The following is an 18,547-nucleotide window of genomic DNA, read 5'->3' as shown; positions in this document are numbered from 1 at the left end:
CTCAGTGCCTATTTTTTTGCTTGAGCGTCTCGCGCAGCGCATCCACGCCCACGGTCCACTCGAGGTTAGGGTTGGCGCCGCGCGGCGCATGCGAGCTTTCGCACTCGGTGACGCATTGCCCGCATTGCACGCAGGAGAACATCAGGCGCTTGATATTGCGCGGCTTCAGCCGCATCGGGCAGGCGACGTCGCAGGCCGCGCCCTCGGGCGCCTTGGCGGTGCTGCAGTCGCGGCAATCGCGCGCGCGCTCGCGCGTGAAGGCCACCACCAGAGCACGCGGGTTGGCCATCCAGGCCAGGCTCTGGAACAGGCCCACGGCGCAGCCGAAGCGGCAGAACAGATGGCGCGCCAGCAGCATTTCGGCGCTGAAGACCGCGCCGCCGATGAAGACGAAGCGCGCCTGGTTGGGCGTCAGCGTGCCATGCACGAGGCCGCCCCAGATCTGCGCCGGCGGCAACAGATAGGTCAGCAGGGTAATGGACCAGGCAAAGCCGAAGAACAGCCCGCTGAACAAGAACAACGGCCACCAGCCCCGGTGTCCCTGGGCATTGCGCTCGCGCTCCCAGAGGCTGTATTTGCCGGTGGCGCGGTGCAGCAGCTCGTTGAGGGTCTCGACCAGCGAGAAATGCGGACACAGCCAGCCGCAGTAGACACGGCCGTAGCGCCAGGCCAGGGTCATGAAACCCACCACGAAGAGCAGCGCCGGCAGGATGCCGCGCAAGAGGATGGACAGCGCCGCCTGGTTGGCCGTGATCTCGCCGCGCATGAAGGCGTCTATGCCCAGCGACCAGCGGAAGCCCAGGAACCAGAGCTGGGTCTCCTGCAGGTCGAAGCGCAACAGGTTCAGCGCCGGCGCCAGCAGGAACAGCGCGAAGAAGCCGAACTGGGTGAAACGCCGCAGGCGCTGCAGGCGGGCCATGCGGCCCGACTGTGCCTGTGCTGACTCGGCGAGCACGATCTCATGCATCGCCGACAACGGCCAATACAACCTCGGCCAGCGCCGCGGCGGTCTCGGCATCGTCGGTGAGTGCATCCACCACGGCGGCCCGGCAGGCCGCGCTGAGCGTCAGGCCGGCCACCGCCAGGCGTGCCGCCATCACCAGCAAGCGGGTGCTGGCGGTTTCTTCCAGATCATGCTCGGTGAGGCGGCGCAGCGCCTGCGCCAGCCGCACCAGGCGTGCCGCCTGCTCGGCCGTGCAGCCGCTCTCGGCGCGCACGATGCGCTGCTCCACTTCCGGTGCCGGATAGTCCAGGCTCAGCGCCACGAAGCGCTGGCGCGTGCTGGGCTTGAGCCCCTTGAGCAGGTTCTGGTAGCCGGGGTTGTAGCTGATCACCAGCATGAAGCCGGGTGCGGCGTCCAGCAGCTCGCCGGTGCGCTCGATGGGCAGCTGGCGGCGGTCGTCGGCCAGCGGGTGCAGCACCACGGTGGTGTCCTTGCGCGCCTCCACCACCTCGTCGAGGTAGAGGATCGCGCCCTGGCGCACCGCACGGGTGAGCGGGCCATCGCACCAGCGCGTATTGCCGCCTTCGATCAGGTGGCGGCCCACCAGGTCGGCGGCGCTGAGGTCGTCGTGGCAACTCACCGTCACCAGCGGGCGGCCCAGGCGCGCGGCCATATGCTCCACCAGCCGCGTCTTGCCGCAGCCGGTGGGCCCCTTGATCAAGAGGGGCAGGCGGCTGGCATGGGTCTGTTCGAAGAGCCGGCATTCATCGCCCTGTGAGGCGTAGAAGGGCAGCTCCTCGCGCAAGCCGCGCGCGCTCAGCATCTCCATCATGCAGCCCTCAGGCGGCCATTCGTCGTCGCCTCGTCGGCCTCATCGGCACCCTCGCCGATGAAGAAGCTGGCCAGATAGGTGAGCAGGCCGCACAGGAACATCACGCCACCGGCCACACGCACCCAGTAGAAGAAGCGCAGCTGGTCTTGCGTGGCCATGAAGCCCATCGCACCCTCGGTGGGCATGCGCTGCAGCCAGATCTGCAGGATGCCGGCGCCGGTCAGGGCCAGCACCATCACCGCCATACCGATGGTCATGATCCAGAAGCTCCACATCTCGACGGCCTGGGCACGGCGCGGATTGGCCTCACGGCCGCGCAGGATAGGCATGGCATAGCTGATCATCGCGATCACCACCAGCACATAGGCACCGTAGAAGGCCAGGTGGCCGTGCGCCGCGGTGATCTGGCTGCCGTGGGTGTAGTAGTTGACCGGGCTGAGCGTGTGGATGAAGCCCCACAGGCCGGCGCCCAGGAAGCCCATCACCGCGCAACCGACGGCCCACAGCACCGCTGCCTGGTTGGGATGCTCGCGCTTGCGACGCTGCACCATATTGAAGGCGAACAGGGTCATCATGAAGAAGGGAATCGGCTCCATCGCGCTGAACACGCTACCCACCCATTGCCAGTAGCCCGGCAGGCCGATGAAGAAGAAGTGGTGGCCGGTACCCAGGATGCCGGTGACCAGGGCCATGGTGATGATCAGGTACAGCCACTTGTCGATCACCTCACGGTCGACGCCGGTGGTCTTGATCAGCACGAAGGCCAAGAGCGCGCCCAGGATCAGCTCCCAGGTGCCTTCCACCCAGAGGTGGACGACGAACCACCAGTACATCTTGTCGCGCACCAGGTTGCTGGGGTTGACGAAGCTGAACAGGAACATCAGCGCCAGGCCCCACAAGCCCATCAGCAGCACCAGGGTGATCGCCGTCTTGCGGCCCTTCAACACCGTCATGCTGATGTTGAATAGGAAGGCCAGCGCCACCACCACGATGCCCAGCTTGGTCGGCAGGGGCTGCTCGAGGAACTCGCGCCCCATGGTGGCCAGCAGGTTGTTGCCGGTCATCTCGGCCAGCGTGGCGTAAGGCACCAGCAGATAGCCCAGGATGGTGGCGCCACCCGCGGCGAGGAAGACCCAGAACAGGATCTTGGCCAGCAGCGGGCTGTAAAGCTCGGTCTCGGCTTCTTCCGGCACCAGGTAATAGGCCGAGCCCATGAAGCCCATCAAGAGCCACACGATGAGCAGGTTCGTGTGCACCATGCGGGCGATGTTGAAGGGGATGGCCGGAAACACCAGGTCGCCGATCAGGTACTGCAGGCCCAGGGTCAGGCCGAACACGATCTGGCCCACGAAGAGTGCGATCGCGCCCATGAAATAGAGCTTGGCGACCGACTGCGATTTGAACTTGAGAGTGGCTGTTTTCATGTCTGTCTCTCCTCAACCTTCAATGTTCGGCGGCCACTTCTCGGTGTCCACGCCATTGGTCCATTTGAGGAACTCGACCAGGTCGTCGAGCTGCTTGTCGTCCAGATGGAAGTTGGGCATCTGGCGGCGGCCCGGCGCACCGGTGGGCTGGGCCTTGATCCAGGCCTTGATGAAGTCGGGCCCGCGGCGGGTGTAGACATTGCCCAGCTCGGGCGCGAAGTAGGCGCCCTCGCCCAGCAAGGTATGGCAACCGATGCAGTTGCGGGTTTCCCAGATATGCTTGCCACGCACCACGGCAGGCGTGATATCGGCGGATTTGGAGCGCTGCGGGATGCGTTGCTCGGTATCGAAGATCAGCACGGCAAACAGCAGCACGAAGAACAGCGAGCCACCGTAGAAGATATTGCGTGCCATCTGGCTGGTGAAGCCTCGGCTCATGGAATGCCTCCGACGTATAGAAAAAAGGAATGTGGGTAGCCTAGGGATTTGCTCGGGAATTTCCTTGAACCGGGATAAGGAAATGCCAACAGGCCTCGCGTCCAATCACATCCAACATGAATATCTCGAACTTTGAAGACCTGCTGCTGGCCGCGCGCCAGCAGCCCGAAGCCCAGCGCCTCTTGCTGGTGTTTGCCGGCGCCAGCCTCAGCCCCGAGGCCACGCCGGCCGAGCGCGCCGCCTTCGAGGCCGGCCATGGCGGCGAGCTGGAGCCGCTGATGTGCGTGGACAAGGACCCGGCCGAGCTGCAGGGCTTTGCCGCCCTGGCCGCCGAGGCCGAAGCCATGGGCCAGCCCTGGGTGCTGGTGTTCGCCGCCGCCCTCTCCGGCCCGGCCGACGCCGCGCGCGTCGACGCCGCGCTCAAGCGCATGGTGGAAAGCGTGCGCAGCGGGCAGCTAGGCAGTTTCATCCCCTTCGACCGGCAGGGGCAGGCGGTGCAGCTGGGCTGATGGAGGGGGCTGATCAGCCGCGCCGCAGCTCCAGCCCCGGCATGCGCTCGCGCAGCTGCGCCAGCAGCGCGGCATCGGGATAGTCGGGCGGCACCGGCGCGAGCGCTTCGCCCGCCACGCCATCGGGGCGCGCGATCTGCAGGGCCCAGCGGCGCACGCCGGTGCCGGCCAGTTGCTCGGCCAGTTGCCGCAGCGCCGCGCCATCGTGCAGGGCCGGATGGATGGTGCTGCGGCATTCATAGCTCAGGCCCGAGGCGGCCAGCAGGGCCAGGCTTTGCGCCACTGCGGCTTCGGCGCCGGGCACGCCGGTGATGCGCCGGTGCAGCGCCGCATCCGCCAGCGGCGCCTTGATGTCCAGCCCCACCCAGTCCAGCAAGGGCAGCAGCGTGGCCAGGCGCTCGGGATAGAGGCCGGCGGTATGCAGGCCGACCTTGAAACCGCGCGCGCGCACCTGCGCGGCGGCGCGCGGCAGGGCCGCGTCCAGCGTGGGTTCGCCGCCGCTGAACACCAGCGCGTCCAGCAGGCCGCGGCGCCGCTCCAGCCAGGCCAGCAGCTCGGTCCAGCCAAGCCGGCCCGGGCCGCGCGGCTGCAGCCCGGGGTTGTGGCAGTAGACGCAGCGCCAGGGGCAGCCCTGCAGAAACACCACCGCGGCGAGTTGGCCCGGATAGTCCAGGCTGCTGAAGGGCGTCAGCCCGGCCACCGCCGGCCCCATCGCCGGCGGCGATGGGGCGCTCAAGCCGCCGTCGCGGCCTGGCCGAGTGGCCGTTCCTGAAAGCACAGCCGCTCCTTGAATTCGCCCTGCTTGCCGGTGTTGAAGGATGCCACCGGCCGGTGGTAGCCCATCACGCGGGTCCAGATCTCGCAGCGCTGACGCTCGTGCTCCTGCAGCTCCGCATGGGTTGTCGTTGGGGTCATGTCTTGCCTCCTTGGCTAGGGTATGGAATTGAACTTCATCAGGCCGCCACCGCGGCCCGATGTTTGCGCGCCAGCGCCTCGGCGTCGCAATGTGGGCAGAACTCGTGGCGCCCGCTCAGATAGCCATGCGTGGGGCAGATCGAGAAGGTGGGCGTCACGGTGATATAGGGCAGCTTGAAACGCGACAGCGAGCGCCGCACCAGCTCGCGGCAGGCCGTGCTGCTGGAGAGCGCCTCGTTCATATACAGGTGCAGCACCGTGCCGCCGGTGTATTTGCGCTGCAGCTCGTCCTGGCGCTCGAGCGCCTCGAAGGGGTCGTCGGTGAAGCCCACCGGCAGCTGCGAGCTGTTGGTGTAGTAGGGCTGCTCGGACGTGCCGGCCTGCAGGATGCCGGGGAAGCGCCGCTTGTCTTCCTTGGCGAAGCGATAGGTCGTGCCCTCGGCCGGCGTGGCCTCGAGGTTGTAGAGATGGCCGGTCTGCTCCTGGAACTCGACCATGCGCGCGCGCACATGGTCCAGGAGGCGCACGGCCAGCGCATGGCCGGCGGGCGTGCTGATGTCGTCCGCATCGGCGCTGAAGTTGCGGATCATCTCGTTGATACCGTTCACGCCCAGGGTCGAGAAATGGTTGCGCAGCGTGCCCAGGTAGCGCTTGGTATAGGGGAACAGGCCCTCGTCCATGAGGCGCTGTATCAGCTTGCGCTTGATCTCCAGGCTGTCGCGCCCCAGCGCCAGCAGCTCGTCGAGGCGGCGCAGCAGGCCGGCCTCGTCGCCGGCGTGCAGATGCCCTAAGCGCGCGCAGTTGATCGTCACCACACCCAGCGAGCCGGTCTGCTCGGCCGAGCCGAACAGGCCGTTGCCACGCTTGAGCAGCTCGCGCAGATCCAGCTGCAGGCGGCAGCACATCGAGCGCACCATATTCGGCTGCAGCTCGGAATTGAGGAAGTTCTGGAAATACGGCAGGCCGTAGCGCGCCGTCATCTCGAACAGGGCCGTCGCGTTGGGGCTGTCCCAGTCGAAATCGGGCGTGATGTTGTAGGTCGGGATCGGAAAGGTGAAGGCCCTGCCCCTGGCATCGCCGGCCATCATCACCTCGATATAGGCACGGTTGATCAGGTCCATCTCGGCCTGCAGCTCGCCATAGCGAAACGGCAGCTCGCGCCCGGCGATCATCGGCACCTGCTCGCGCAGGTCCTCGGGGCAGGTCCAGTCGAAGGTCAGGTTGGTAAAAGGCGTCTGCGTGCCCCAGCGCGAGGGCACGTTGAGGTTGTAGACCAGTTCCTGCATGCACTGGCGCACCTGCTCGTAGCTGAGCCCATCCTGGCGCACATAGGGCGCCAGATAGGTGTCGAAGCTGGAAAAAGCCTGCGCCCCCGCCCACTCGTTCTGCAGCGTGCCCAGGAAATTGACGATCTGGCCTACCGCGCTGGAGAGATGGCGCGGCGGTGCCGATTCGACCTTGCCCGCCACACCGTTCAGCCCCTCGTTGAGCAGGGTGCGCAGCGACCAGCCGGCGCAGTAACCGCTGAGCATGTCGAGGTCGTGGATGTGCAGATCGGCCTCGCGATGCGCGCGCCCCACCGCGGGTGGGTAGACCTGGTCCAGCCAGTAGTTGGCCACCACCTTGCCGGAGACGTTCAGGATCAGCCCGCCCAGGCTCCAGCCCTGGTTGGCATTGGCCTTGATGCGCCAGTCGCGCTGCTGCAGGTATTCGTCCATGGTGGCCTGCACGTCCACCAGGGTCTGGCGCGCGCCGCGCAGCTGGCGGTGCTGCTCGCGGTACACCACATAGGCGCGCAGCGTGTGGCGCAGGCCGGCATCGAACAGCGCCGCCTCGACGGCATCCTGCACCTGCTCGATCTGCGGGCAGGCCAGCCCCTGCAGGCGCGGCAGCACCGCCGCCTGCGTCAGCTGCTGCGCGCGCTGCGCATCCAACTCGCCGGTGGCCGCGCCGGCGCGCGCCAGCGCGCTGGCAATCTTGGCCGCGTCGAAGGCGACGACGCGCCCGTCTCGTTTCATCAGCGCGCTAGGCTGCTGGGTCGCTTGAATGGACATGAAAAACCTATATCTAGTGTCAGGCCGGCAGGATAGACACTAGATATGTGGTCAACAAGACCTGACCCCGGCGATCTGCGCGGGCTTTGCGCCAGCGCAAAATGCGAGGGCGAACTCGGCAACCCTGCGACGGCCATGCAGGCAAAGCCCAGGGCGGGTGGCCGCTGCGGCCCGGATGCGGAGGCCCTCGCTGCGGTGCCGAGCATCGCAGCCGGCCCGAGCTTGCGCATCGCTCAAAGCGATGCGTCGAGCGCCGCAATTGGTCAACGCTGTGCGCCACTACTGCTGAACAGCTTCAAGGCAAGATTGACGATACACCCAGCACCAAGGAAGAACAGGTGCTGCTCGTGAAAGAGCTAAAGGCGGTCAAGAAGGACCTTCAACTGCAAAAGAAGGAACTCGCTGTACGCATGAAGGACATTCGCACCGTAGCACGTCAGCGGTCAGCGAGCGCGGCAACGTCCATTACGGCAATCCTTACTAATCGCAAATACACTGCTGCCGAGCGGCGAAGCATCGTTTACGCAAAGGAGCGTGCGCTGGCCCCTCACGAAGATGCGAAGGCAGCCATTGAGCGCCAGATTCTTGCTATGGAGCACGATATTCTTCGGGTCGAGTCATTTACCTGACGCGCACCGATTGTCGGCGGGCACACGATTGCATTGGACGATGACGGGAACCTGGCGGCGACACCTTTAGATCACTTGGCGGCATTCGCTCTGTCAAATGCATGTTGAATCGTTCCTCTACGCCTTCGGTGCAGCGGCGGTCTTGCCTCACTTTGATGAGTCAACTGCAAGAATTGGCCTTTCGGTGTCGCCGCCTCGCAGACTTGAGTGAGTGAAGAACGTGAGAGTGCTCGAACGGATCGCCATCGTTGCTTACCTGGCCGCGCTTGCGATCACCGGCGTAAAGGCGGCAGCGCAGCAGGAGAAGTGGCCAACGCAAGGCTGGCCCCGTTCCTCACCCGAAGCGCAAGGAATGGACTCGGAAGTCCTCGCCGAAGCATTCGACGAGATTCGCCGGCGCCAGATCGCGATTCACAGCCTAACGATCGTCCGCGATGGATACCTCGTGCTGGATGCGTACTTCTGGCCGTTCCAGGACAACCTCATGCACGACATGGCGTCGGTGACCAAGGGCGTCACCTCCACGCTCGTCGGCGTCGCCATCGGACAGCACAAGGTGAGCAGCGTGGCGCAAGCAATGATGGAGATTCTGGGCGCGCGGGCCACCGCCAAGCTCGACTCGCGCAAGACGCGCTTGACGGTGGAACACCTGCTCACGATGACATCCGGGCTCGACTGCCACCAGCAGCAGGGGGAGATCACTCTGACCCAGATGAGGAAGAGTCCAGATTGGATAGGGTTCATGTTTGATCTCCCGATGGTGGCCGAGCCCGGTAGCGTCTACGAGTACTGCTCCGGCGGCATGCACCTGCTCTCCGGGATCATCACCAAAGCGACCGGCGGGAGCGCGCTCGACTTCGCTCGGCGCACGTTGTTTGCTCCCCTCGGTATTGGCGACGCCGCGTGGCCGTCCGACTCCCAGGGGATTTCGCACGGCTGGGGCGACTTGCACCTTCAGCCTCGCGACATGGCGAAGATCGGCTATCTCTGGCTGCGAGGTGGCCAGTGGGAGGATCGGCAACTCGTTCCAACAGAGTGGATGCGAGCCGCCGTCCAGGCGCACGCTTACCCGGGGAGCAGCACAGCAACGGGGTACGGCTACGGTCTCTGGATCTATCCCGACAGGAGCCCGCCGATGTTCGAAGGACTCGGTCGAGGCGGGCAGCGCATAAGCGTCGTGCCGGCGAAGAACCTCGTTGTCGTGTTCACGGGAGGAGAGTTCGAGCCGGGCGACATCGGCCAGTTCATCGGCCGCGCAATCAAATCCGACCGCGCGTTGCCCGAGAACCCGGCAGGAGCGAGGCGACTCGCGAGTGTCGTACGGGCTGCGACGGAGCCGCCGGCTGCGCGACCGCTCACCCAAGCGCCGCTGTTGGCAGAGGTGATCTCGGGCCGCGCCTACGCGCTCGACGCGAATCCTTTCGACATCAGGTCGTTCTCGCTCACCTTTTCGGGGAGTGGTTCGGCCCAGTTCGAGTTGGAACTGGTTGACCGGCACGACGGACCCCGACCGATCGGCTTGGACGGCGTCCCCCGCGTTTCGCCCGATGGGCGATTCGGACTGCCGGTTGCAGCAAGCGGTGCATGGGAGAACGACAGCACGTTTATCCTCGACTACGACGAGGTGGGGAACATCAATAAACGCCGCTTCCGCCTGACCTTCGCCAATGAAGGGGCCTCCGTCGAACTCACCGACAGGTCCGAGCCGCTGGAAGCGGTGCGGTACCGCGGACGCGCACGCTAGTCGGCAGGCAGACTTCGTCGTGCCATATCAGCTTGAGGCCAGCATAGCGACCTCGGCGACCTCCTGCCGCATCGTTGGCAGCCATCGGCTTCGACCACTGACTGCCCGCTAGTCAGGCGAGTCAACATGACTTGCCGGGACGCTTACGCCGCCGGCTGATCTGGCGGTGTGGGACTTTGCCCGCCCCGCCGGCCAAGAGGTGTTCTGATGGCAGCTGCTTTCGACCGCGGCGACGTGGTGAGCGTGCCCTTGGACCCGGCGCGGGGCCACGAGCAGCGCGGCGCGCGGCCGGCGCTGGTGCTGACCACCAAGGCGTTCAATGTGCTCGGCGATGTGCTGGTGGGACCGATCACGCAGGGTGGCGATTTCGCTCGCTACGCCGGCTTCGCGGTCAGCTTGACCGGCACCGGCTGCAAGACGCAGGGCGTTGCCCTGGTCAACAAGATCCGCATGCTCGACCTAGCGGCCCGCAAGGCGCGCAAGGTCGAGCGTGTGCCTCACGAGGTCATCGACGACGCCATCGCGCGTCTGCTGGCCCTGTTGGGCGACTAAGGCAAGACGCAGGGCCGCCTCCTCGCAAAGCAACCCCGCCCCCCTCACCTCAACCTGAAACTCGCCACCAGCTCCGCCAGCTGCTGCGCCTGGTTGCGCAGGCTTTCGGCCGCGGCGGCGCTTTGTTCGACCAGGGCGGCGTTCTGCTGCGTCACCTGGTCGAGCTGGCCCACCGCCGCGCCCACCTGGGCAATGCCGCGCGACTGCTCGCCGCTGGCGTTGGCGATCTCGGCGATCAGGGTGCTGACGCGGCCCACCTCCTGCACGATGTCCTGCATCGCGCCGCCGGCCTGCTCGGCCAGGCGGTTGCCGTTCTCGACCTTGCTCTGGCTGTCGCCGATCAGCGACTTGATCTCTCGCGCCGCCTCGGCGCTGCGCTGCGCCAGGCTGCGCACCTCGCCCGCCACCACCGCGAAGCCCCGGCCCTGCTCGCCCGCGCGCGCCGCTTCCACGGCGGCGTTCAGCGCCAGGATGTTGGTCTGGAAGGCGATGCCGTCGATCACGCCAATGATCTCGGCAATGCGGTTGGAACTCTGCGAGATCGCCGCCATATTGCTGACCAGATCGCCCACCACGGCGCCGCCGCGGCCGGCCGCGGCGCTGGCGCTGTGGGCCAGCTCGTTGGCCTGGACGGCGGTCTGGGCGTTGTTGCGCACCGTGCTGGAGAGCTGCTCCATGGTGGCGGCGGTCTCTTCCAGATTGCTGGCCTGGGTCTCGGTACGCTGGCTCAGGTCGGCGTTGCCGGTGGCGATCTCGGCCGAGCCGGTGCTGATGCTCTCGCTGCTGTCGCGCACCTGGCCGACGATGGCGCGCAGGCTTTCGGTCATGCGGCCCAGTGCCTGCAGCAGCTGCGCCATCTCGTTGCGGCCCTGGGCCTGCAGCGTGGCGCTGAGGTCGCCCGCGGCGACGCGCTCGGCCAGCTCCAGGGCCTCACGCACCGGCGCGGTGATGGAGCGGCTCACCGCCCAGGCCAAGCTGCTCCCCATGGCGATGGCCAGCAGCGTGCCCAGCAGGCTCACCCACATCACCTTGCTGCTGCCGCGCTGTGCCGCGGCATAGTCCTTGGCGCCCTCGCTGACCTGCAGGCCCTGCAGCGCGTCCATGGCCTCCTGGGTCTGCTTGCCCAGCGGCACGATCTGGTTCGCATAGATCTGGCCGGACTGCTCGGCCGCGCCGGCCTTGACGGCATCGCGCGCGGCCAGCAGGCCGTCCTTGACGTAGCGCCCCCGCATCTCGACGAATTTGGCAGCCAGGCGCGCCTCCTCGGGCGTCATGCCGCTGTCCGCGTAGGCTTTCCAGGCCTTGCTGACCTGCTCGATATTGCCCTGCAAGACCGCGTTCAGCTCGTCCAGCTTGCCCGGCGCCTGCATCATCTCGGTGACCAACACGCGGTTTTGCAGCATCAGCGAATTGACCCGGGCGAGCTGTTGCAGCGGCACGGTGCGGTCTTCGTAGATCTGGCTGGTGCTGGCGGCGATCTCGCGCGCGCCCAGGGCACCCAGCACCGAAATGACGATCAGCAGCACCATCACGGTGCCAAAGCCCATGGCGAGTCGGACTCCGACTCTCAGGTTCTCGAACGAAAGCATCGCGACCTCCCGGACACCATCCTCAAACCGTGACCCCGGCATTGGGGTGCCGGCCAGTATAGGGATGGAGCTCCACACCGACCAGGGTTTCAGATCCTGCAAGCAAGATCTGACCCCGGCCTTGCGGGCCGCTCAGCCGGGCATGGAAAGGCGCTTCACCGCGCCGACGAAGCGCTGCAGGGTGGGCGACAGCACGCCGGGCGCCAACCGCAGGTCCAGCAGTTGGAAGCGGCCGCGCTCGGCCTGGGCGCAGGCCAGCGCCTCGACCAACTGGCCCACCGTGTGGACCTCGTAGCCGCGCCCGCCCATGCCGGCGGCCATGGCGGCGAAGTCCCAGGCACCGCGGTCGTTGTAGCGGCCCTCGGGTTCGAAGGTGCGCAGCATCTCCCAGCTGGCGTTGTTGAGCAGCAGCACGATGGGGTCGCAGCCCAGCGCGCGCGCGTTGCCCAGCTCCCAGCCCGTCATCTGGAAGGCGCCGTCGCCCACCAGCACCAGGGGCCGGCGGCCGGTGGCCACCTGCAGGCCCAATGCCGCCGGTACGCCATAGCCCATGGTGGCGTAGTAGCCGGGGGCGATCAGCTCGGTGGGCGCGAGGTCCATGGCGGTGAACAGGCAGTCGCCCATGTCGCAGGCCACCGGCATGGCACCATGCTTTTGCATCAGGGCATTGGCCGCCGCGGCGATCGCCGCCGGGGTGAGCGGCGCATCCGGCGCGGGCAGCTCGGGCGTGGCGCGCGCCGCCTCGATGAAGGGCTGGGGCGGGCGCGTCATCACGCGCAGCAGCAGCGCCTCCACCAGCTCCTTGATGGGCAACTCGCGATAGACATGGTGGCCCATCTCGACCTCGCCCTGCCAGACCCGGATGGCATGGCGGAAGTCGATGCGCTTGCGCGAGACGGCGAAATTGCTGTCGCTGACGATGGTGCCCAGCAGCAGCAAGGCGTCGGAGCCCTCCACCGCCTCGGTGAGCGCCGGATCGCCGGCCAGGCCCAGATAGCAGCCCAGATGTTGCACGCCGGAGTCCGCCAGCAGGCCGCGGCCCATCAAGGTGGTGGCCACCGGGATGTTGAGGCGGCGCGCCAGTTCGGCCACCTGGGCCTCGATGCCATAACGGCGGATCTCCACGCCCACCAGCAGCAGCGGATGGCGCGCCGCGCGCAGGCGCGCCAGCAGCTCGTCGGCGCAGGCGGCCAGGCGCTCGCGGTCCAGCGGCGGGGGCGGCAACTCGGGCGGCGCGGCACAGGCGCGCTCGGGCATGTCGCGCGGGATCTCCAGGTAGACCGGGCCGGCGCGGTGCAGCGCGCTGTCGAGCACGCGCGCGATCAGCGCCGGCGCGGTGACGGGGTCGTCGAGCCGGGCGCGGTCCACCGTCAGCTCCTCGAAGATGCGCCATTGCGAATCCAGCGCCTTCACCTGGTGGTGCAACAGCAGGCCGCTGGCCGCCTCGTGCGCGGCCGGTGCACCCGACAGCACCACCAGCGGCACGCGCTCGGCAAAGGCGTTGGCCACCGGGTTCACCATATTGAGCGCGCCCGCGCCATAGGTGACCGCGGCCACGCCCAGGCCGCCGCGCACGCGCGCCGCGGCATCGGCAGCAAAGCCCAGGCCCGGCTCATGCGATAGCGTGTGCAGGGGCAGGATGGCGGCGCGCTCGATGGCGCGAAACAGCGGCAGGGCAAAGTCGCCCGGGATGCCGAAGATCTCGGTGGCGCCACGCGCCTTCAACGCATGCAGCAGCTGTTCGGTGAGATTGGTCCACATCATGTCAGGCACGCACGGGCAGCAGCGGCCCGATGGCGTCGAGCGTGTTCTTCAGCATCAGCCCGTACTCGGTGTCGCCCTCCATCACCAGGGCGCGCTCGAAGAACAGGCGATCGGCGTCTTCCTCGCCGCGCAGCAGGCGCCACAGCGCCAGGCTGCGCGCGCGCACCGTGACGGCCGGTTGCGCGCCGCCGGCGGCGGGCATGAAGCCCCTGGGCCCCAGCAGCAGACGCACGCGCAGGCCGGGTTCCAGCAACTCCAGCTCCACCACGCGGCCGGCCAGCAGGCGGCGCTGCTCGGCGTCCAGGCGCGGCAGCAGCAGGCGGTCCAGCGCGCGCGCCGCCACGAAGGAAGGCGGCTGCAGCGGCAGGCGGCGCAGCAGCGCCTTCAGGTTGTGCGGCAGTTCAAACATGAGCCAAATCCTCTTGCACCATACCCGCCTGGCGGTGGGCAAATCCATTCACCAGCGCACCCGGCAGCGGCAGGGCCTGCAGCTCGGCGTGCGCTTCGGCGAGCGGCAGGCCGGCATGCAGCACCGCGTCGAACAGTTCAACGACGCGGGCGAAGCCCTGGCTGCAGGGCGAGAGCCGCAGCCGGTCGACGCCGGCGGCGCGCAAGGCCGCGCCTTCGCCGATCAGGCAATGCAGGGCCGCCGACTGAGTCGAGATGCCGTTCAGCACCAGGAAGGGCTGGCCCTCGGTGGTGGAGAGCAAGAGGCCGTCGGCATCGTCGCGGCAGCGGAATTCGCACTCGTCCTTGCTGAGGCGGTGGTGGCGGGCCGTGAAGCAGCGCGCCGAGAAGGCCAGCGGCATGCGGCCAAAGCCAAACACCTCGGTCTGGATCGCTCCACGCTGCCCCTGCACGCGGGCCTCGGGCGGGTTGATGCGGGCCACCGCGTCCAGCGCCAGTTCCAGCGGCGCCACCCAGGTGTCGGCGCCCAGGCCGGCATGCTCGACCAGGGCCACGCGGCTGTAGATGTTGAGGTGCGGGCCCAGGGTAAATGGCAGGCGCTCAGGCGACGCTTCAGACGACGTTTCAGGTACTTGGGCGAGACGCTGCAGCGCTGCGGCATCGCCCGCCTCGACCGCGAACTCGCCCTGCTCGGCAATGCGGCGCAGCTGGCGCAGCTCGGCCTCGGACATCAGCAGCGGCAGCGTGGCCAGGCGCACGCGCTTGCCGGCGCTGACGAGGTCACGCGCCAGCGCCAGCCAGTCCAGCAGGGTGAACTCGTTGCGCCGCGAGCAGGTCACCTCGCCCAGCACAAAGGTATCGGCCGGCCCCTCCGCCAGCTCGGCATAGGCCTGCAGCATGCTCGTGCGCGGCCACCAGTACTGCAGCGGCCCTATCGTCAGGCCCAGACGTTTTGTTGTTTCCATGATGGATCCCTTAGCGCCAAGGCCGCTCATACGCACCCAGGGTGCTTTGCTGGCCCTCGGCCCAGCGCGCCAGTTCGGCGCTCCAGGCGGGCGCCACGGCATAACGTGCACCCGACGCGGCCATGTCGATGGCCTGACGCCAGACCTTGGTGACACCCGCCACATAGCTGGGGCTGCGCTGCCGCCCCTCGATCTTGATGGCCTTGACGCCGGCCTCGATCAGCTGCGGCAGCAGCGCCAGCGTATTCAGGCTGGTGGGCTCCTCCAGCGCATAGTCGCGCTCGCCCTCCACCAGGAAGCGGCCCTTGCACAGCGTGGGGTAGCCGCGCGGCTCCTGCGGCGCGTAGCGGTCGATCAGCACGCCGGACAGGCGCGCATCCACGCCCTCGGGCCCTTCCAGCCATTGCACCGCCGCGGGTGGCGAGCACACGCCGGCGGTATTGGGCGACTGGCCGGTGACGTAGGACGAGAGCGCACAACGCCCCTCCACCATCACGCATAGGCTGCCGAAGCCGAACACCTCGATCTCCACCCCGGTGTGGCGTATCACATGCTGGACCTGGCTGAGCGTGAGCACGCGCGGCAGCACGGCGCGCTGGATGCCGTAGCGCTCACGGTAGAACTCGATCGCCTCGTAGCTGGTGGCCGAGGCCTGCACCGAGAGATGCAGGCGCAGCTCGGGGTGGTGCGCGCGGGCATAGGCCAGCACCGCGCTGTCGGCCACGATCAGCGCATCGGCGCCGAGTTCGGCGGCGCGGTCGACGGCGCGGCGCCAGGGCCCGTCATCGCGCGCATCGGCGTACGTGTTGAGCGCCATCAGCACCTGGCGGCCTCTGGCATGCGCATAGCTCACGCCCTCGCGCACCTGGGCATCGTCAAAATTCAGGCCGGCGAAATTGCGCGCGTTGGTGGCGTCCTTGAGCCCGAGGTAGACGGCATCGGCACCGGCGTCGATGGCCAGGGTGAGGGCTCGCAGCGAGCCGGCGGGGCAGACGAGATCGGGTTTGTGGTGGGTTGCGGGCGAGGCCATGAATCACAGGTAGTCGCCGCGGCGCGGCAAGGCTGTGAAATCTAGGCGCATGCCCGCGGCATGGTTTTGTGCTGTCTCAACAGCCCGACTTGCTCGCGATCAAGCGCGCCCTCACTGCCCGCTGAACAGGCCCCGTTCGCTGGCCCACACGGCCACCTGCACGCGCGAGCTGAGGTCGAGCTTGCGCAGGATGTGCTGCACATGGATCTTCACGGTGGTCTCGGCGATGTCGAGGGCGCGCGCGATCTCCTTGTTGCTGGCACCGCGCGCGATCTCGCGCAGGATGTCCTGCTCGCGCGGCGAGAGCGTGGCGAGGGCTGCATCGCGTTCGGCCTGGCCGCTGGCCGCCGCGCCCGCCGTCGGCGCGGCCACGCTGGCCTTGAAGGCGCGCACCAGCTTGTGCGTCATCTCGGGGCTGACCACCGATTCGCCGCACACCGCGCGGCGTATCGCCGCGGCGAGCTCCTGGCCGTCGATGGTCTTGAGCAGATAGCCCACCGCACCGGCGCGCAGCGCGGCCGCCAGGTCGTCCTCGTCCTCGCTGACGGTCAGCATGATGAAGCGCGTCTCGGGCGCGGCCTCCAGCAGGCCCGGCAGCAGATCGACGCCACGCACGCCCGGCATATGGTTGTCCAGCAGCATCACGTCGGGCCTGAGCGCGGCCACATGGCGCAGCGCCTCGCTGCCGTCGCTGGCCTCGCCCACCACGTCCAGCCCTTCCTCATGGGCCAGCAGGGCGGTGAGGCCGCGGCGGAACAGGCTGTGGTCATCGACCACCATGACGCGAATCTTCTCGGGCAGCTGGCTCATGCGCTTTCTCGTTGCGGTTCATGCGTGTCGGCCTGGCGCTCCTGGCGCGGCGGCAACAGCAGGCTGACCTGGGTGCCCTGGCCGGCCGAACTGCGGATCTCCAGGCGTGCGCCGATGCGGGCGGCGCGCTCGCGCATGATATGCAGGCCCACATGGGTTTCGTCGGCGGCATTGCCCGACACATCAAAGCCGGCACCATCATCCCAGACCTCGAAGCGCCATTGCGGCCCCGCCAGCACGCGCAACTCGACGCGGCGCGCACCGGCATGCTTGCGCACGTTGGACAGCGCTTCCTGCACGATGTGCAGCACCTGGATCTGCTCGTCGGGCGGCAAGGGCACACCTTGGCCGCTGACCACCAGGCGCGCCGTCAGGCCGCTCTGCAGCTCGAACTTGGAGAGCGTGGTGCGCAGCGCATGCTCGATGTCCTCATGGCCGGCGCGGGTGCGGAAGTGCAAGAGCAGCTCGCGCACATCGGCATAGCTCTCGCGCACGCCGGCATCGATCTCGCCCAGGGTGCGCTCCACTTCCTCGGCACGTTGCTTGGCCAGGGCACTGCGCAGCAGCTGCACCTGGATCTTCAGAAAGGCGAGCGACTGCGCGATCGAATCGTGCAGCTCCTGCGCCAGCAGATTGCGTTCCTCGCTGATCGCCATCTCACGGTCGCGCGCCGCCAGCCGCAGGTTCTCCAGCTGCGAGGCCACCTGGCCCACCAGGGCATCGAGCAGATGCCGCTCGGCGTCGGGGATGGGGCGCTCGCCGTAGAAGAACAGCTCCACCTCGCCATGGGTGCGCTGCTGGGTGCGCATGGGGATGGCGACCACGGTCTGGTAGCCGGCCGCCTCGCAATGCCGCAGCGTGCGCGGGCCCAGCTGGCGGATCGGAATGACGCGCGCACCCGGCGCGGTTTCGAGGTGCTCGCCGCAGGCGCATTCGCCCACGCGCACGCAATGCTCGGCATCGCGCATCTGCTGCGGCAGGCGCACCTGGCCCAGCAGCAGCAGGCGCTCGCCGTCCTCGGTGGCCAGGCGCACGGCGGCGGCGTCGGCCCCGGCGATGCGGCAGATCTTCTGCGCAAAGCTCTGCGCCAGCTCTTCCATGCTGTCGTGGTTCTGCGCGGCCAGCAGGGCCACGTCGTAGAGCGCGGCCAGGCGCTCGTTCTGCTGCGCCAGATTGGCGGTCTTGGCCGCCACCTTGGCCTCCAGGCCCGCATAGGAGCGCTGCAGGGCGTCGGCCATCTGGTTGAAGCCCTGGGCCAGGCTGGCGAACTCCTCGACCGAATTGCGCTCGTCGATGCGCTGCGAGAAGTCACGCGCCGCCATATTGGCCAGGCCGTCGCGCAGGCGCTGCAGCGGCCGCACGATCCACATCAGGGTGCCCGAGACGAACACCACCGAGGCCGCCGCCACCAGCACGACCAGCCCGAAACACAGCCCGCCCAGCAGCGCGGTGCGGGTGGCGATGGCATGCTCGATGGCCGAGACGAAGCCGTCCACCGTGGTGACGAAACGGTCGGCCTGCTGACGCAGCGCAGGCCCGCCCTGCTCCGCCAGCAGCTTTGCGCGCAGCGGTTGCCAGGCGCGTTCAACCTCGGCAAAGCGCTCGACGCAGGCCTCATTGTCGGGAATGAAGAGCGGGCGCGAGGGGTCGCCCTCGCGCAGATTGCGCACCATCGCGTCGAAGGCCGCGACGCCATCGGGCAGCTCGGCCTGGCCGCCAGTCTCGTGCGCCAGCGTCAGGCGGTAGGTCATCATGCGCATGCGCCCGGCCTCGTTGATCGCGCCGGCGCCGCCTTCCAGCTGCCAGGAAACCCAGACAGTGAAGGCGATCGAGGCCAGGGCCACCGTCAGAAAGGTGGTCTGGATCAGGGCGAGCTTGCCCGCCAGGCTACGTAGGAGCGTGCGCATGGCGACACCCTAAGGTGCCGCGCCGGCTTATGGC

Annotated in this window: 18 protein-coding genes; 4 read left to right on the top strand and 14 right to left on the bottom strand. The window is 67.9% G+C overall.

The genetic code is table 11. The features are described 5' to 3' along the window. Position 1 precedes the first annotated feature (1 nt). Genes WG898_RS06765 through WG898_RS06750 form a run of 4 tightly spaced genes read right to left on the bottom strand, consistent with a single transcriptional unit; the run spans position 2 to position 3,637 of the window. Complete coding sequence (locus tag WG898_RS06765; RefSeq protein WP_339601992.1) at positions 2–967, bottom strand: 4Fe-4S binding protein; 966 nt, start codon at positions 965–967, stop codon at positions 2–4. After that, entirely contained in the window at positions 960–1,775 is an 816-nt protein-coding gene (locus WG898_RS06760) for a CbbQ/NirQ/NorQ/GpvN family protein (protein WP_444718915.1), read from the bottom strand. The genes WG898_RS06765 and WG898_RS06760 overlap by 8 nt, the downstream gene beginning before the upstream one ends. Continuing rightward, a complete protein-coding gene (locus WG898_RS06755; RefSeq protein WP_339601991.1) occupies positions 1,772–3,199 on the bottom strand; it encodes a cbb3-type cytochrome c oxidase subunit I in 1,428 nt (475 codons plus the stop codon). Before WG898_RS06755 ends, WG898_RS06760 begins: the two co-directional genes overlap by 4 nt. Positions 3,200–3,211: 12 nt before the next feature. After that, entirely contained in the window at positions 3,212–3,637 is a 426-nt protein-coding gene (locus tag WG898_RS06750; RefSeq protein WP_339601990.1) for a c-type cytochrome, read from the bottom strand. A 116-nt stretch (positions 3,638–3,753) separates the two neighbouring features. Here WG898_RS06750 and WG898_RS06745 point away from each other — a divergent pair, with 116 nt between their 5' ends. Beyond that, entirely contained in the window at positions 3,754–4,146 is a 393-nt protein-coding gene (locus WG898_RS06745) for a ribonucleotide reductase subunit alpha (RefSeq protein ID WP_339601989.1), read from the top strand. A gap of 13 nt (positions 4,147–4,159) precedes the next feature. On the opposite strand, the gene WG898_RS06740 is transcribed toward WG898_RS06745, so the two are convergent. Genes WG898_RS06740 through WG898_RS06730 form a run of 3 tightly spaced genes read right to left on the bottom strand, consistent with a single transcriptional unit; the run spans position 4,160 to position 7,115 of the window. Further along, positions 4,160–4,858 (bottom strand): anaerobic ribonucleoside-triphosphate reductase activating protein, encoded by a 699-nt coding sequence (locus WG898_RS06740; protein WP_339602253.1) that lies wholly within the window; start codon positions 4,856–4,858, stop codon positions 4,160–4,162. A 20-nt stretch (positions 4,859–4,878) separates the two neighbouring features. Then, entirely contained in the window at positions 4,879–5,061 is a 183-nt protein-coding gene (gene nrdD / locus WG898_RS06735) for an anaerobic ribonucleoside-triphosphate reductase (protein ID WP_339601988.1), read from the bottom strand. Positions 5,062–5,099: 38 nt separating this feature from the next. Then, entirely contained in the window at positions 5,100–7,115 is a 2,016-nt protein-coding gene (locus WG898_RS06730) for a ribonucleoside triphosphate reductase (RefSeq protein WP_339601987.1), read from the bottom strand. Between the two features lie 338 nt (positions 7,116–7,453). Here WG898_RS06730 and WG898_RS06725 point away from each other — a divergent pair, with 338 nt between their 5' ends. The 3 genes from WG898_RS06725 to WG898_RS06715 all read left to right on the top strand — a co-directional run bounded on the left by WG898_RS06725 (position 7,454) and on the right by WG898_RS06715 (position 10,040). Next, a complete protein-coding gene (locus tag WG898_RS06725) occupies positions 7,454–7,744 on the top strand; it encodes a hypothetical protein (RefSeq protein ID WP_339601986.1) in 291 nt (96 codons plus the stop codon). A gap of 211 nt (positions 7,745–7,955) precedes the next feature. Further along, positions 7,956–9,488, top strand: coding sequence for a serine hydrolase domain-containing protein (locus WG898_RS06720; RefSeq protein ID WP_339601985.1), 1,533 nt, complete (start codon positions 7,956–7,958; stop codon positions 9,486–9,488). Between the two features lie 207 nt (positions 9,489–9,695). After that, positions 9,696–10,040, top strand: a complete 345-nt coding sequence (locus WG898_RS06715; RefSeq protein ID WP_339601984.1) for a type II toxin-antitoxin system ChpB family toxin — start codon at positions 9,696–9,698, stop codon at positions 10,038–10,040. Between the two features lie 44 nt (positions 10,041–10,084). Here WG898_RS06715 and WG898_RS06710 read toward each other — a convergent pair whose 3' ends face one another. The 7 genes from WG898_RS06710 to WG898_RS06680 all read right to left on the bottom strand — a co-directional run bounded on the left by WG898_RS06710 (position 10,085) and on the right by WG898_RS06680 (position 18,513). Next, on the bottom strand, positions 10,085–11,629 hold the full coding sequence (locus WG898_RS06710; RefSeq protein ID WP_339601983.1) for a methyl-accepting chemotaxis protein: 1,545 nt from the start codon (positions 11,627–11,629) through the stop codon (positions 10,085–10,087). Between the two features lie 132 nt (positions 11,630–11,761). Continuing rightward, a complete protein-coding gene (gene ipdC / locus WG898_RS06705) occupies positions 11,762–13,393 on the bottom strand; it encodes an indolepyruvate/phenylpyruvate decarboxylase (RefSeq protein WP_339601982.1) in 1,632 nt (543 codons plus the stop codon). A 1-nt stretch (position 13,394) separates the two neighbouring features. Further along, on the bottom strand, positions 13,395–13,802 hold the full coding sequence (gene ubiT, locus WG898_RS06700) for a ubiquinone anaerobic biosynthesis accessory factor UbiT (RefSeq protein WP_339601981.1): 408 nt from the start codon (positions 13,800–13,802) through the stop codon (positions 13,395–13,397). Beyond that, the gene (locus WG898_RS06695; protein WP_339601980.1) at positions 13,795–14,766 is read right to left on the bottom strand and encodes a U32 family peptidase; all 972 of its coding nucleotides are present in this window, start codon (positions 14,764–14,766) and stop codon (positions 13,795–13,797) included. The genes ubiT and WG898_RS06695 overlap by 8 nt, the downstream gene beginning before the upstream one ends. A 10-nt stretch (positions 14,767–14,776) precedes the next feature. Beyond that, on the bottom strand, positions 14,777–15,796 hold the full coding sequence (gene ubiU / locus WG898_RS06690) for a ubiquinone anaerobic biosynthesis protein UbiU (RefSeq protein WP_339601979.1): 1,020 nt from the start codon (positions 15,794–15,796) through the stop codon (positions 14,777–14,779). 111 nt (positions 15,797–15,907) lie between these two features. Further along, a complete protein-coding gene (locus WG898_RS06685) occupies positions 15,908–16,606 on the bottom strand; it encodes a response regulator (protein ID WP_339601978.1) in 699 nt (232 codons plus the stop codon). Beyond that, positions 16,603–18,513, bottom strand: a complete 1,911-nt coding sequence (locus WG898_RS06680; RefSeq protein WP_339601977.1) for a type IV pili methyl-accepting chemotaxis transducer N-terminal domain-containing protein — start codon at positions 18,511–18,513, stop codon at positions 16,603–16,605. The genes WG898_RS06685 and WG898_RS06680 overlap by 4 nt, the downstream gene beginning before the upstream one ends. Positions 18,514–18,547 lie beyond the last annotated feature (34 nt).

This window comes from Paucibacter soli (genome assembly GCF_037482845.1).
GTDB classification, from domain to species: Bacteria; Pseudomonadota; Gammaproteobacteria; order Burkholderiales; family Burkholderiaceae_C; genus Paucibacter_B; species Paucibacter_B soli.
Note: the sequence above shows the minus strand (reverse complement) of the source record. Positions and strands in the feature narration are given on the sequence as shown.